At 61.5% G+C, this 13,928-nt stretch carries 9 protein-coding genes, 1 pseudogene and 1 riboswitch; of the genes and pseudogenes, 9 read left to right on the top strand and 1 reads right to left on the bottom strand.

Going from position 1 to position 13,928, the window contains the following annotated elements:
- Nucleotides 1-225: 225 nt before the first annotated feature.
- The 4 genes and pseudogenes from K3727_06955 (at nt 226) to glpD (ending at nt 5,420) form a co-directional block, all read left to right on the top strand.
- Nucleotides 226-1,170: pseudogene (locus K3727_06955) on the top strand (hypothetical protein).
- Nucleotides 1,171-1,288: 118 nt separating this feature from the next.
- The gene (locus tag K3727_06950) at nt 1,289-2,851 is read left to right on the top strand and encodes a thiol oxidoreductase (GenBank protein UWQ92511.1); all 1,563 of its coding nucleotides are present in this window, start codon (nt 1,289-1,291) and stop codon (nt 2,849-2,851) included.
- Nucleotides 2,852-3,064: 213 nt separating this feature from the next.
- Entirely contained in the window at nt 3,065-3,850 is a 786-nt protein-coding gene (locus K3727_06945) for a DeoR/GlpR family DNA-binding transcription regulator (protein UWQ93303.1), read from the top strand.
- Nucleotides 3,843-5,420, top strand: coding sequence for a glycerol-3-phosphate dehydrogenase (gene glpD / locus K3727_06940; GenBank protein ID UWQ92510.1), 1,578 nt, complete (start codon nt 3,843-3,845; stop codon nt 5,418-5,420). The genes K3727_06945 and glpD overlap by 8 nt, the downstream gene beginning before the upstream one ends.
- Before the next feature lie 1,024 nt (nt 5,421-6,444).
- Here glpD and cobO read toward each other — a convergent pair.
- Nucleotides 6,445-7,083, bottom strand: a complete 639-nt coding sequence (gene cobO / locus K3727_06935; protein UWQ92509.1) for a cob(I)yrinic acid a,c-diamide adenosyltransferase — start codon at nt 7,081-7,083, stop codon at nt 6,445-6,447.
- A gap of 28 nt (nt 7,084-7,111) precedes the next feature.
- Nucleotides 7,112-7,343: riboswitch (cobalamin riboswitch) on the top strand.
- Nucleotides 7,344-7,444: 101 nt separating this feature from the next.
- On the opposite strand from cobO, the gene K3727_06930 reads away from it, so the two are divergent.
- From K3727_06930 to K3727_06910, 5 genes are read left to right on the top strand one after another with little or no spacing between them, the layout of a single operon-like run.
- Complete coding sequence (locus tag K3727_06930; protein UWQ92508.1) at nt 7,445-7,834, top strand: DUF1636 domain-containing protein; 390 nt, start codon at nt 7,445-7,447, stop codon at nt 7,832-7,834.
- 3 nt (nt 7,835-7,837) lie between these two features.
- Nucleotides 7,838-8,872, top strand: coding sequence for a cobalamin biosynthesis protein CobW (gene cobW, locus K3727_06925; protein UWQ92507.1), 1,035 nt, complete (start codon nt 7,838-7,840; stop codon nt 8,870-8,872).
- A gap of 6 nt (nt 8,873-8,878) precedes the next feature.
- A complete protein-coding gene (gene cobN, locus K3727_06920; GenBank protein UWQ92506.1) occupies nt 8,879-12,124 on the top strand; it encodes a cobaltochelatase subunit CobN in 3,246 nt (1,081 codons plus the stop codon).
- Nucleotides 12,121-13,296, top strand: a complete 1,176-nt coding sequence (cobG, locus tag K3727_06915) for a precorrin-3B synthase (GenBank protein ID UWQ92505.1) — start codon at nt 12,121-12,123, stop codon at nt 13,294-13,296. The genes cobN and cobG overlap by 4 nt, the downstream gene beginning before the upstream one ends.
- A 1-nt stretch (nt 13,297) precedes the next feature.
- The gene (locus K3727_06910; protein ID UWQ92504.1) at nt 13,298-13,927 is read left to right on the top strand and encodes a precorrin-8X methylmutase; all 630 of its coding nucleotides are present in this window, start codon (nt 13,298-13,300) and stop codon (nt 13,925-13,927) included.
- Nucleotide 13,928 lies beyond the last annotated feature (1 nt).

Below are 13,928 nucleotides of genomic sequence, written 5' to 3'. Positions count from 1 at the left end.
CGGCACTTACCCAAGTTCTGCCGAATACCCGTCCTGCCCACAATATCGCAGCTCAGCGCAGATTCGCCTTGATGCTTTTCAAGGCGGCCAGTAGGCATGTTACGTTATATCATAACTTAACACTGCAACCCTCTCCAAACTCAAGAAGAAGACAAGATGAAAAAGCCCACTACCCTGGCCATCCTGGCCAGCGCCCCAGCTCTTTTGCTGGCACAGCCCGTTGTTGCCCAAAGTTTCGAATGGGAAGGAGAAATCGAGATCGGAAACGAACAAATCGTGTCCTCTCCTGTCGCGGCCAATGAAATCCGCGACACCTATGCCATTATGACGTTCAGCGGTGCCTATACGTTTGGCAATGGGATCGGCGTATTCTCTACCCTCACAGCCGAGTCCCTGACCGACGCCACAGCCGATCGCAGCTTTGACGACTTTGGCGCCTATATCGAAGAGCTGGGCCTGTTCTTTGCCGTTGGTCAATCCGCCACCGTTTCGTTGGGCAAACTGCATCCGGTCTTTGGGTCAGCCTGGGACAATACCGCCGGTTTCTTTGGGGGTACGCTGGCCGAAGATTATGAGTTGATCGAACAGATTGGGATCCTGGCCGACGTTCAGTTTGACGGGGCTGGCACGCTGTCCTTTGGGGTCTTTTATGCCGACGACACCGGACTCAGCCGGTCTGTCGGGTTTGATCGGGGCCGCAATACCGTCGCCGCTGGTGGCGCAGGCAATACCGGCAAGCTCGATAATTTTGCCATTCAATGGGATGGCGAAGTCGGAGACACCTATTACCAGATCGGTGCCCGCCATCTGAGCGCCGGCGTCGGTGATGTGGACGATGAACAGGGCCTCGTGGTTGGGATCGGCCACAGCTTTGACTCCGGGCTGGACATGTTCGGTGAGGTGGCTCGGTTTTCGAACTTTGGTGGCACCGTCGATGATGCGACTTATGTGACGTTGAACGCGGCTTACGCGATTGGCGAAGTCACCCTGTCCGGCACCCTGGCCCAGGCGGATCTGGACACGTCGGGAGAGACCAAGCTGGCGTCACTGGCTGCGGAATACGAACTGCAAAATGGCTGGACCGTTGGCGGCGCACTGGCGCGTGTCGATAATTCAGGCGTCAAGGACACAGTGATCGGTATCAACCTGATCCTGCCGTTTGGCGGGTAACAGCCGGCGCACCTGCAACCCGGCAACGGCGTGCCCGGACCAGCTCCGGGCCGCTTTCGTTTTGGCAAGGGGCTTTGCGTCCTGTAAGCCTGTTTCTACATCCAAACCGGACAATATCATGATTATGGTGCAACACGCGGTTACCCTCTTTGCGACGCTCTGTGTTGCCTGTTCCAGTATTGCGCTGGCCAGCGAAAACACCGCAGACCAGGATCGAACCCCGGCGGTCAGTCAGGAGTTTGACCCGGGCTGGTCGCATCTGGCTGTTGCGCCCTGGACCCAGCAGGAACAGAACCGAGCCCGGATTGCAGTTGAGCGACCTGTCACCGCGCAGGAGCCCGAAGCTTTTGAAGCCTACCCGGGTGGCGCGGCCACAGGTGGTGACGTCTTTGGGCAGGACGCATTTTCACAACCCTCTGGCAACATGGAGTTTGAGCAAAAGCTCGAGTTTCAACTGGGCAATGCATTGTTCGAAAAACTTTGGGTGTCCTCGCCCTCATCGACCAAAGCCTCCGATGGGTTGGGACCGCTGTACAACGCCCGCGCCTGCCAATCCTGTCACATCCGGGACGGTCGCGGCGCGGCCCCTGATGAGACGGGCGACAGCGGATCGCTGCTGTTCAAAATCTCGGTGCCAGAGAGCGGACCAAGGGACAGGTCCACAACCGCCTCTGCCCCAGATCCTGTTTATGGAGGTCAGATTCAGGATCACAGCCTGCCCGGACTGCGTGCCGAAGGTCGCATCACTGTCCAATGGAAAGAACATCCTGTCGTATTGGCCGATGGGGTGACGGTGCATCTGCGCGTGCCCGACCACCAGGTTGTCGACCTTGGTTGGGGGCCTTTTGCCAAAGGGGCCCGTCTTTCCCCCCGGGTCGCACCCCAGATGATTGGTCTGGGGTTGCTCGAAGCCATTCCCGCTACCGAAATCCTGGCCGGAGCAGACCCCGACGATCACGACGCGGACGGCATCTCGGGACGCGCCAATCTGGTCTGGTCCGATCGATACCAAAGGACAGTGCTGGGCCGTTTTGGCCTCAAGGCAGCAAGCCCTACGGTTCGGGACCAGTCTGCAGCGGCGTTTTCGTTCGACATCGGCATCTCATCGTCCATGCACCCTGATCCATGGGGCGATTGTACCGCCGCCCAACCCGCCTGTCAGGCCGCCCCGCATGGCGACGATGATGCACGCTTCACAGAGATCGACGACATCGGGCTGGACTTGATCACGTTCTACAGCCGCAATCTGGCAGTGCCAGCCAGACGAAATGCCAATGCCCCCCAAGTTCTGAGGGGTAAGGCCGTGTTTCACCAAAGCGGCTGCGCCGACTGCCACCGCCCCAAATTCGTAACTCACAAGCTGCCGGATCAACCGGAACAGAGCTTTCAGTTGATATGGCCATACACCGATATGCTGCTTCACGACATGGGTGACGGATTGGCCGATGACATGCCCGAAGGGCTGGCCAGCGGACGGGAATGGCGTACCCCGCCCTTGTGGGGGCTCGGTCTGACCACCCAGGTTTCACCCGACGCGGGCTTCTTGCACGACGGACGTGCCCGTACAATGTTGGAGGCGGTTCTGTGGCATGGCGGCGAAGCGCGCGCATCCCGGGATGCGGTGATTTCCCTGTCTGCCGAAGATCGCGACGCCTTGTTGCGCTTTCTCGCCAGTCTTTGACAGCCCATCCGAACCGGAGTTCTCCCGCCCGTCCCTCCCAACATCCAAGGATGCTGGGGGCCCGTTGGGCCGCGCGGCGCAGGGCCGTGGCCCTGCGCTGCAGGTACCCGGATACACGCGGGGGACACAAACCAAAGCAAAACGAAAATAAATGCGTGACAACGAAAGGAAATGAAAGTACCTGACGGTCTCAAAACCATGCGAGCCCCAGACATGAACGCCCCGAACCGTCATAGTGACATCATTGCGCTCCTGACCAAAAACGGGCAGGTCGAAGTCGATGATCTGGCCCAGCGTCTGTCAGTGTCCAGCCAGACCATTCGATCGGACCTGCGCGACCTGAGCAACCGGGGCCTGTTGTCCCGTGTCCATGGCGGCGCGGTTCCGCTGGGAGCGGCGGCCGGGCGCGGGTATGATGAGAGACGCCAATTCAACGCCGCCGGAAAACACGCCATGGCCGCGCTGGTCGCCGAACACATCCCCGAACATTGTTCGATTTCCCTGAACATCGGCACCTCGACGGAACAGGTCGCCCGCGCGCTGTCAGATCATCAGGGGCTCACGGTTCTATCCAATAATATCAACATTATAAATCTCATGATGTCTGCCCGGCTCAGAGAGCTGATCCTGGTGGGCGGTGCTGTCCGGCAAAGCGATGGTGCGGTTGTCGGAGAAGATGCAGCGGCCTTCATCTCCCGATATAAAACCGATTTCGCAATCATCGGGGCTTCGGCCCTGGACACCGATGGGGCAATTTTGGATCACGATGCACGCGAAGTCACGGTTGCACGCGCGCTGTTGCAAAATGCCCGCACACGCATTTTGGTCTGTGACGGGTCAAAGTTTTCGCGCACCGCAGCGGTACGAATCTGCGCGATTTCCGAATTGGACATGGTGATTACCGACCGCCCCGTCCCGTCCGATTTCGCCGAAGCCGCCAGCGCTGCTGGCACCAAGATCCTTGTCGCCTCCCAAGCCGAAAGGACCGAAAATGTCTGAAAGTGAAATCAAGGACCTGTTCATTATCGGCGGTGGCATCAACGGCTGCGGCATCGCCCGCGATGCGGCGGGCCGTGGATTGAGCGTGACACTGGCCGAAATGAATGACCTGGCCTCGGCCACTTCGTCGGCCTCGACCAAGCTGTTTCATGGGGGACTCAGATACCTGGAGTACTTTGAATTCCGCCTGGTGCGCGAAGCATTGGTCGAGCGGGAAACTCTGCTGCGCGCCATGCCCCACATCTCATGGCCGATGCGATTTGTGTTGCCGTATCATCGCGACATGCGGTTTGAAAGCGACACCCCGACCTCGCGCTTGTTGACGTGGGTCATGCCCTGGATGAAGGGGCGCAGACCGGCCTGGTTGATCCGATTGGGTCTCTTTCTGTATGATCACCTGGGTAAGCGCGGCATCTTGCCAGGCACCCGCAAGATCGACCTGACACAAGACCCTGCCGGGCAGGTGTTGAAACCCGAATTCAGCACGGCTTTTGAATATTCTGATTGCTGGGTCGAGGACGCCCGCCTGGTCGTGTTGAACGCGCGGGACGCACAGGCCCGCGGGGCCGACATTCTGACACGGTCCAAGGTGGTGTCCGCCAGCCGGGAGCAGGATCTCTGGGTGATCAAAGTCCAGAACAAAACCACCGGCACCATCCAGACGCACCGCGCCCGCATGCTGGTCAATGCCACCGGCCCCTGGGTTGCGGATGTCCTGAAGGATCCGTTGGGGATCAAAAGCCGTGAAACCGTACGGCTGGTGCGCGGCAGCCATATTGTGACCCACAGGCTGTTTGATCACGACCGGTGCTATTTCTTTCAGGGTACGGACGGGCGGATCATCTTTGCGATCCCCTATGAAGAAGATTTCACATTGATTGGAACCACCGATGCCGATCATGATACCCCCGACACGGCCCCAACCTGCAGCGAGGCCGAACAGGAGTATCTGGTGAAATTTGCGTCAGAGTACTTTGAACACCCCATCAGCCGGGATGACATCACGTGGACCTATTCAGGGGTACGCCCCCTGTATGACGACGGTGCCAGTTCTGCGACCGCCGCGACCCGGGAATATGTGCTCAATCTGGATCAGGCCGCCGCGCCTTTGCTGACCGTATTCGGAGGCAAGATCACAACCTATCGCAAACTGGCCGAAGCCGCGATGGCACAGGCCCAGGCGGTATTTCCGGATCTCGCGTCGAACTGGACGGCAGGCGTGGCAATGCCAGGTGGCGATTTTGGCGTGGACGAGGTTGGGGCGCAGGTGCAAGCGCTTGAGCAGAGCTATCCGTTTCTAACCCCCTATTGGGCGCGCCGACTCATACGGACCTATGGAACCGAAGCCCGGATCGTTCTGGGCGATGCCAAATCCGAAAGCGATCTGGGACAGTCCTTTGGGGCCACGATCACGGCCCGGGAACTCGAATGGGCCATGGATCAGGAATGGGTGCGCACGGCCGAAGACTTCTTGTGGCGGCGAAGCAAGCTGGGGCTGCGGGTCTCTCCACAGCAGGTCTCTGAGATCGACGCCTTCATCGCTGCCAGTTGCACCGGTCGCAAAGTATAGGTCACACAAACCGGGCGCTCGACGGACGGCGGGCATCGGGTGGGCTTGCCCGCGCGATGCCTGGCCCAACGGGAGGAGGCGCATCTGCGATGCGCTGAGCTCCGGGCGGGAGCACACCGCCGGCATCGAACGCGTCGGTCTGACCACTGGCGTCGCTTTGTCTGTCACGGGCAGCGACCAGGTATTTTCAACCAGAAAGAAGCAGCAGCCCTGTGCCCGGCTTCGAGCGGACGCGCGGACCGGTCATCGGTGCGGGGGTCCTGGCCCTGACCTGAATAGCTGACTACTGGACGGTCTAACGCTGGAGTTTTCCAGTGCTTTTCCCCGCGCGGCAGACAGAGAGGTGCAACAAGCGGGCAAGGTCACACATGCACAGATGGCGTTTTTGCCCAAGCAGGTGGAGGATTGCACGCTGATGGCGCGCGCAATGCCGAGCGGTGCCGCCGAGCGGAATTGCCGAGGTGACACTCCACAACTGGTGCAAAAAATATTCGGACCAGATGCCGCCCGAGATAAAACATTTGAAGATGTCGGATGAGGCGATCACCAGGATGACACACCGGGCCGCTGATCTGCCGTTGGAATGAGCCGCGTCACGCCATTGGTCCGTGTGACCCTGCCGAATGCCGCAATCGCAGGGTTTACCGGAAAGTTCCGAGCGAAAGACCTGAGCACACACTGGGTCCCGAGCCTGGACGATGCAGGTTCAAAACCCAGGAGTGGTGTAGCGACGACAGCGAAGGTCGCCTCCTCAGCGCAATCGGAAACACCCCGCCGACCGCGTTGATGAATGGCTCAGACATGCAACAAGCGCCCTGAGACTGCCCCCCCCGAGAACTTTCAGTCCGGTGGCCCACACACCGGGAGCTGCACAAACCCTTTGCTTTGCCAAAGCTATGGCAGAGCAGTTCAGTGGGAAACATCACCCGCCTGTCGGCCCTGACACTGAGCGTCAAGGAAACGACGGCGTAATCTGCCCCGATCGGCGCGCCGAAGGAACCGCCGACCGGACCTCACCCAAAGATCAGAATTCCACGCCCTTTTGCGCCCTCACACCCGCCCGGAAGGGATGTTTGACCAGCGCCATTTCAGTGACCAGATCCGCGATTTCGATCAGCTCTTCCTTGGCATTACGACCGGTCAACACCACATGGGTCATCTCGGGCTTTTCAGTGGCCAGAAATTCCACCACTTCGTTGATATCCAGATACTCATAGCGCAGCGCGATATTGATTTCGTCCAGCAACACCATCTGTATCTCGGGGTTACGAATCATTTCCTTGGCTTTTTCCCAGCCCCGTTGCGCGGCGGCAATATCGCGGGACTTGTCCTGGGTTTCCCAGGTGAACCCTTCGCCCATGGCATAGAATTGGCACAGGTCGGAAAAATGCGTTTCGATCAGGGTGCGCTCCCCGGTCTGCCAACCACCTTTGATGAATTGCACCACAGCCGAAGGCATTTCATGGGCGATGCAGCGCATGATCATGCCAAATCCAGAGCTGGATTTGCCCTTGCCCGGGCCGGTATGCACGATGATCAGCCCTTTTTCACCGTCTTTGGTGGCCATCATCCTGTCGCGGGCGGCTTTTTTCTTGGCCATTTTCGCCGCGTGGCGGGCATCGTCATCACTTGGTGTTTCTGGCGTGTCGGTCACGGGGGACATCCTTCTCTTGACAAGGGGCAGGCCTTTGCCGCAAGGGGGCAAGGCTGGTGCCTGTTCTAGGACAGGCGAAGAGGGAATGCGATAGGCTGCGCGACATGTAAATGTCCAAAGCCGAAGCGCAGCCGCCCCCGCGACCGTGACCGGAGAGGTTGCCTGGCCACTGACCGCAAGGTTGGGAAGGCAGGCCAGCCGCAGAGAGCCCCACGTGGGTTTCTCGAAATCCGCAAGCCGGGAGACCTGCCAGCGCTGGAACTGTAACGGGCGAACGGGGTGTTTCGCGTCCGGCTGTTGGGCATGCCGCTCATGGCGCCCTTGCTGGCCATCTCTCCCTTGTCGTCGAAACGCGCGAAAGAGGTCTGCCATGATGGCTAAAAAGGGCCAGGTAACACTGACGATCTGCACGACCTGCCGTCGTGGAGAGATGAGCGACCCGGAAGCCAAACGCCCGGGCACCGAAATGTACGAAGCCTTGCAGGCCTTCGACCTGCCGGACAATATCAGCTTGCGCCCGGCGGAATGCCTGTCGGCCTGTACCCGGGGCTGTTCCATGGCGCTGACCGGTGGGCCGGCGCGCTGGTCCTATGTGTACGGCGATATGGACCCGGCGCAACACGCCGAAGACATCATTGCCGGCGTCACCGCCTATGCCAATACCGACAACGGGCTGGTGCCCTGGCGCGAACGCCCCGTTGTCTTTCGCAAACAATCCATCGCACGTATCCCCCCGGCTGAAATGCCGACAGAGGAGTAAGTCATGTCCGACCTCAACAAGATCCCCGTCACCGTCATCACCGGTTTTCTTGGCGCTGGCAAAACCACGCTGATCCGGCATTTGATGCAGAACCCTCAGGGCAAACGTCTGGCCGTGCTGGTCAATGAATTTGGCACCGCCGGTGTGGATGGTGACATCCTGAAATCCTGCGCCGATGAAAACTGTCCGGAAAACAGCATTGTCGAGCTGGCCAACGGCTGTATCTGCTGCACCGTGGCGGATGACTTTATCCCGACCATCGAACAGCTGATGGCCCTGCCGGAGCAGCCCGAGCATATCCTGATCGAAACATCCGGTTTGGCGCTGCCCAAACCGTTGCTCAAGGCGTTTGATTGGCCCGCGATCCGATCGCGCATCACCGTGGACGGGGTGATTGCTCTGGCCGATGCCGAAGCTGTCGCCAAAGGCCAGTTCGCTCCCGATCTGGACGCGGTTCAGGCCCAGCGCGAAGCCGATGAGTCGCTGGATCACGAAACGCCCCTGTCCGAGGTGTTCGAGGACCAGATTTCCTGCGCTGACATCGTGCTGCTCTCCAAGGCGGATCTGGCTGGCGAAGAGGGTATTGCCAAGGCACGCGCCGTGATTGATGCGGAAACCCCGCGCAAGCTGCCGGTGCTGCCCATGAGCGAAGGCGTGATTGACCCGCGGGTGATTCTGGGCCTGAACGCCGCCGCCGAAGACGACCTGGATGCCCGCCCCAGCCACCATGATGGCCATCATGACCACGAACATGACGATTTCGAATCCATAGTGGTCGAAATGGGCGAAGTAGATGACCCCCAAGTGCTGCAGGATGCAATCATCCGTCTTGCGCGCGAACGCAACATCCTGCGGGTCAAAGGGTACGTCGCTGTTACTGGCAAGCCGATGCGCATGCTGGTTCAGGCCGTCGGTGAACGGCTGCGGGCGCAGTACGATCAGCCCTGGGGCAGTCAGCCCCGCAAGACCCAATTGGTTGTGATCGCCGAGCATGACGACATCAACGAAACGGCGATCCGCGCCGAATTGGGAGCCTGACGCACGATGCATGTCGTCTTTCGCGAAAGCCATGGGTTGGACCAGACCGACACCCCACAGGATCTGGGGCAAAACCCTGCGGACCTGGTGGTGTTGTCGTTCTCGGACAGTGACCTGGGTGCTTTTGCGGCGGGCTGGCATCGCGCGAATGGCAAACTGCCCACGTGCCGATTGGCCAACCTGGTGGCACTGAAACATCCGCTGTCGGTGGATGTGTATGCCGAACAGACGCTGGAGGGGGCCAAGGGCATTCTGGTGCGTCTGATCGGCGGCGAAAGCTATTGGTCCTATGGTCTGGCCACGCTTCAGGATTTGGCACGGCGCAAGGGCATTGCCTTGGCCATCTTGCCTGCGGACGGGCGCGAAGATGCACGCCTGGACGAACTGTCCACCCTGCCCGTTTCCACATTACGCCGATTGCAGGCGTTGTGCGATGCGGGCGGTGCTGTGGCTGCACAGGCGGCGCTGGCACAGTTGGCGCTGGCTGCTGGTCTCTATGCCGGGCCGGTACTGGGGCTCAAATCCATGCCGCAATTCGGGTTTTATGATCCGGATCGGGGCGTCGTGCCGGACGTTGATCCGGACGGCAAACCGCTGGCTCTGGTCAGCTTTTACCGCTCTTATCTAACTTCTGCCGATACCGAACCAGTGGATGCGCTGATCGCCGAGTTGCGCAGTCGCGGCTATGCCGCCTTGGGCGTCTTTGCCGCCTCGCTCAAAGCCCCTGCCGCGGCGGGATGGCTGCGCGAGACATTGCCCGCGCTGGACCCGGTTGCGATCATCAACGCCACAGCCTTTTCAGCCCAAGCGGCGGATGGTTCTGGATCCCCCTTGTCGGTTGTCGGCTGCCCGGTGTTTCAGGTCGCTCTGTCAACCGCCCGGCGCAAGGATTGGGCCGAGGCCGAACGCGGGCTATCCCCTGCCGATCTGGCGATGCATGTGGTGCTGCCCGAAGTCGACGGTCGGATCTTTGCCGGGGTTGCCAGCTTCAAGGCCCCCGGACGCCAGGACCTCGATCTGCAATACTCTCGCTTTGCCCACCGCGCTGATGCGGACCGCATTCGCGCCGTGGTGGATCGTGTTGATGGCTGGCGCAAACTGGCCACCCTGTCCAACGCGGACAAACGCCTCGGCATCATCCTGTCCACCTATCCCGGTAAGGCACACCAGTTGGCTCATGCCGTGGGAATGGACGCGCTGGCCTCCTGCACCGAAATTTTGACGGATCTGGCCACACATAGCTATGCAGTCGCTGCGCCCTCAGATCTGGGTCAGGCGCTGATGCGCGACTCGTTGAGCTGGCCGGTAAAGGACTACCTCGCCGCGCGCGACGCCCTGCCTACAACGCTGCGCGACGATCTGAATGCGGCCTGGGGCGCACCGGACAGTGATCCCGATTGTATCGACGGTCAGTTCGTGTTCAAGGCGCTGCGCGCCGGTCAGGCGCTGATCGCGCTGCAACCTGAACGCGGCGATGTTCAGACACGCAGCGATGATTACCACGATCTCGAACGCACGCCGCGCCATGCCTATGTGGCGTTTTATCTATGGATGCAGGGCCAGATCGACGCGCTGGTACATATCGGTGCCCATGGCACGCTGGAATGGCTGCCGGGCAAATCCGTGGCGCTTGGCAGCGACTGCTGGCCCGAGGCACTGACGGGCGCCCTGCCCGTCACCTATCCGTTCATCGTCAATGACCCCGGCGAGGCCGCCCAGGCCAAACGCCGTATCGGCGGCGTGACCATCGGGCATCTGCCGCCGCCGCTGGCACAGACCGCCCTGCCCGAAGGCATGGGACGGCTGGAAAGCCTGCTGGATGAATATTCCACTGCCGATGGGCTGGACCCGGCCCGGCGTGACCGGCTGATCTCGGACATCCGCGCCGAAGCCCAGGGCACCGGGGTCGAAGCCGACCTGGGACTGACACCTGACAGCTCGCCTGCCGAAGCGATCACACGCATCGACCGCTTTGTCTGTGACATCAAAGAAAGCCAATACGGCGAAGGTCTGCACATCTTTGGCACCGGTGACTGCGGTGACAGTGAACGCCAGGGCCTGCGCGATGCGTTGGCCGGTCGTCTGGTCGCCCCCGGCCCCTCCGGTTCTCCATTTCGCGGGCGCTCGGATGTATTGCCGACCGGGCGCAACCTGTTTACCACCGACCCACGCGCGGTCCCGTCGCGGGCGGCGCAGGCGCAGGGCGTGAAACTGGCCGAAGAGTTGTTGCGCCGCCACCTTCAGGACCATGGCGACTGGCCCAAAGGGTTGGTCATCGACCTGTGGGGGTCCGCCACCATGCGCACCGCAGGTGAAGAATTTGCCATGGCCTTGCATCTGGCGGGACTGGCACCGAAATGGGACGAGAATTCGGAACGTGTGTCCGGATTCGAAGTGATCCCGCTGGCGCTCCTGAACCGTCCCCGGATCGACGTGACTTTGCGCGTGTCGGGGCTCTTCCGCGATGTGTTCCCCGGGCTGGCGCAGATGTTCGAATCCGCCGCCGCAGTGTTGCACACCCGTGACGAAAGCGCCGACGACAACCCTTATCTGACCGAGACACCCCGCGTCTTTGGCCCCCGCCCCGGGCAATACGGCCTGAACATGACCGCGTCCCTGGACGATTATACCCACGAGGCCCGCGAAGCCGCAGGCGAGGCCTGGCTCAACGCCTCGTCCCACGCCATCGACGCCAAGGGCGACATCACCAACGCCCGCGCCGCTCTCGAAAACCGGCTGAAGGGTGCCGACAGCTTTGTCCACTTGCAGGATCTGCCGGAAACCGACCTGTTGATGGCCTCGGATTATGCCGCGCATGAGGCCGGATTTGCCGCCGCCATGGCCCGCGTCGGCCACAAGGCCCCGGCGCTCTATCACATGGACGCCACCCGCCCCGATCAGCCACAGGCGCGATCTTTGGGCGAAGAAATTGCCCGCGTCACCCGCGCGCGCGCCGCCAACCCCGATTGGGCGACCGCGATGATGGAGCATGGGTTCCGGGGCGCAGCCGAAATTTCTGCAACCTTGGACCATATGGCGGCCTTTGCCCATCTGGCGCAGGTGGTACAGCCGCATCTGTTCGATCTCTATTTCGAAGCCACGCTGGGGCGCGACGATCTGGTCGATTTCATGGAACGTGAAAACCCACAGGCGCTCCAGGCCATGCGCGACCGGTTCCGGGCGCTGCATGACGCGGGCCTGTGGATCACACGGCGCAATTCGATCATGGCCGAACTGGAGGGCGCAGCATGAGCGCAGCCTCCGCCCACAGCCCCAAGGTTTACGGCTGGTGCCCCGGTGCCCTGCGTCCGATGATGTCGGGCGACGGTCTGGTGGTACGCGTCCGCGCGCCTCTGGGACATCTGACCCGCGAACAGGGCATCGGCATTGCCGAGCTGTCGCGCCGCTTTGGCAATGGGTTGCTGGACCTGTCCGCCCGCGCCAACCTTCAGATGCGCGGCATTCGTCAGGAGTCTCATCCTGAATTGATCGCCGGGCTGCGCAAACTGGGGCTGGTGGACGACGACGCCGAAGCCGAAGCACGCCGTAACGTGCTGCTGACCCCATTCTGGCGCGACGGGGATGACACGCACCGGATCGCCAAGGCACTCAGCACGGCACTGACAGCTGCCACCGATTTGAAACTGCCCGGAAAATTCGGTTTCGCGGTGGATTGTGGCCCAGCCCCGGTGTTGCAGAATGTGGCCGCCGACATTCGCATTGAACGGACATCTGACGGGGTGATCCTGCGCGCTGATGGTGCCGAAACCGGGCTTTTGGTCACAGTAGAAACCGCGGCTAACGCGGCCTTGGATCTGGCCCGCTGGTTTCTGGCCTCTGGTGGCGCGCCCTCGGGTCGCGGACGGATGAAGACGCTGATCGCAAACGGCGCCACACTACCGCAGGGCCATACCACCGGTGCAATGCGCCCCCAACAAACTCAGCCCCTGCCCGGCCCCTGCCCCTCGGGCACGCTCGCGGCATTGGCGTTTGGTCAGATCGAGGCCGACAGCTTTGCCACCCTTGCGGATCTGGCCCCGATCCGGCTCACACCCTGGCGGATGCTGCTGCTCGAAGGGCTTGCCACCTGTGCCCCCTGCGACGGTGCCATCTTTGACGCCGCTGACCCGCGCCTGCGTGTGACCGCTTGCACAGGCGCGCCCGGGTGCCCGCAGGCGCTTGGCGCCACCCGTCAGCTGGCGTTGGATCTGGCTCCCACATTGCCGGCCAACCAAACCCTGCACGTGTCAGGCTGCGCCAAAGGATGCGCGCATCCGGGCCCGGCCCCGCTGACGCTGACCGCGACTGGCCCTGATACTTTTGACTTGATCCGGGGTGGCACCGCCGCGGATCGACCCGCCCAAACCGATTTGACCGCCGACGCCCTGCGCCGCGCACCCGACATTCTGACCCAGGGGACCTGAGATGCTCCACACCTATGAAACCGATGGCGCCAAGATCTATAAAGAGAGCTTTGCCACCATCCGCTCCGAAGCCGATCTGGCCCGCTTTAACAAGGATGAGGAATCCGTTGTTGTCCGCATGATCCATGCCGCTGGTATGGTGGGGCTGGAAGAACACGTGCGCTTCACCCCCGGCATGGCCGAAATCGCCCGCGCCGCATTGGCCAATGGCGCGCCGATCCTGTGCGACGCCTATATGGTGTCCGAAGGCGTCACCCGTCCGCGCATGCCCGCCGACAACGAAGTGATCTGCACCCTGCGCGACCCCAAAGTGCCCGAGATGGCCAAGGAGATGGGCAACACCCGCTCTGCGGCTGCCGTAGAGTTGTGGCGGCCCAAGCTCGAAGGCGCGCTGGTTGCCATTGGCAACGCCCCCACGGCGCTGTTTCACCTGCTGAACATCCTGCAGGATCCCAATTGCCCCCGCCCTGCCGCCATCATCGGCTGCCCCGTGGGGTTTGTCGGCGCCATGGAATCCAAGGACGCATTGATGCAAGATCCGCCGGTGCCGTCGATGATCGTCAAAGGCCGCTTGGGTGGATCGGCCATCACCGTGGCCGCGATCAACGCGCTGGCCAGCTGGAAAGAGTGAC

It is taken from the genome of Rhodobacteraceae bacterium M382 (assembly GCA_025141015.1).
GTDB classification, from domain to species: domain Bacteria; phylum Pseudomonadota; class Alphaproteobacteria; order Rhodobacterales; family Rhodobacteraceae; genus Aliisedimentitalea; species Aliisedimentitalea scapharcae.
Note: the sequence above shows the minus strand (reverse complement) of the source record. Positions and strands in the feature narration are given on the sequence as shown.

What these genes read in the sequence shown, in the direction of transcription:
- K3727_06950 (UWQ92511.1), top strand. Translation starts at nt 1,289, where the DNA reads ATGATTATGGTGCAACACGCGGTTACCCTCTTTGCGACGCTCTGTGTT.
- K3727_06945 (UWQ93303.1), top strand. Translation starts at nt 3,065, where the DNA reads ATGAACGCCCCGAACCGTCATAGTGACATCATTGCGCTCCTGACCAAA.
- glpD (UWQ92510.1), top strand. Translation starts at nt 3,843, where the DNA reads ATGTCTGAAAGTGAAATCAAGGACCTGTTCATTATCGGCGGTGGCATC.
- cobO (UWQ92509.1), bottom strand. Translation starts at nt 7,083, where the DNA reads ATGTCCCCCGTGACCGACACGCCAGAAACACCAAGTGATGACGATGCC.
- K3727_06930 (UWQ92508.1), top strand. Translation starts at nt 7,445, where the DNA reads ATGATGGCTAAAAAGGGCCAGGTAACACTGACGATCTGCACGACCTGC.
- cobW (UWQ92507.1), top strand. Translation starts at nt 7,838, where the DNA reads ATGTCCGACCTCAACAAGATCCCCGTCACCGTCATCACCGGTTTTCTT.
- cobN (UWQ92506.1), top strand. Translation starts at nt 8,879, where the DNA reads ATGCATGTCGTCTTTCGCGAAAGCCATGGGTTGGACCAGACCGACACC.
- cobG (UWQ92505.1), top strand. Translation starts at nt 12,121, where the DNA reads ATGAGCGCAGCCTCCGCCCACAGCCCCAAGGTTTACGGCTGGTGCCCC.
- K3727_06910 (UWQ92504.1), top strand. Translation starts at nt 13,298, where the DNA reads ATGCTCCACACCTATGAAACCGATGGCGCCAAGATCTATAAAGAGAGC.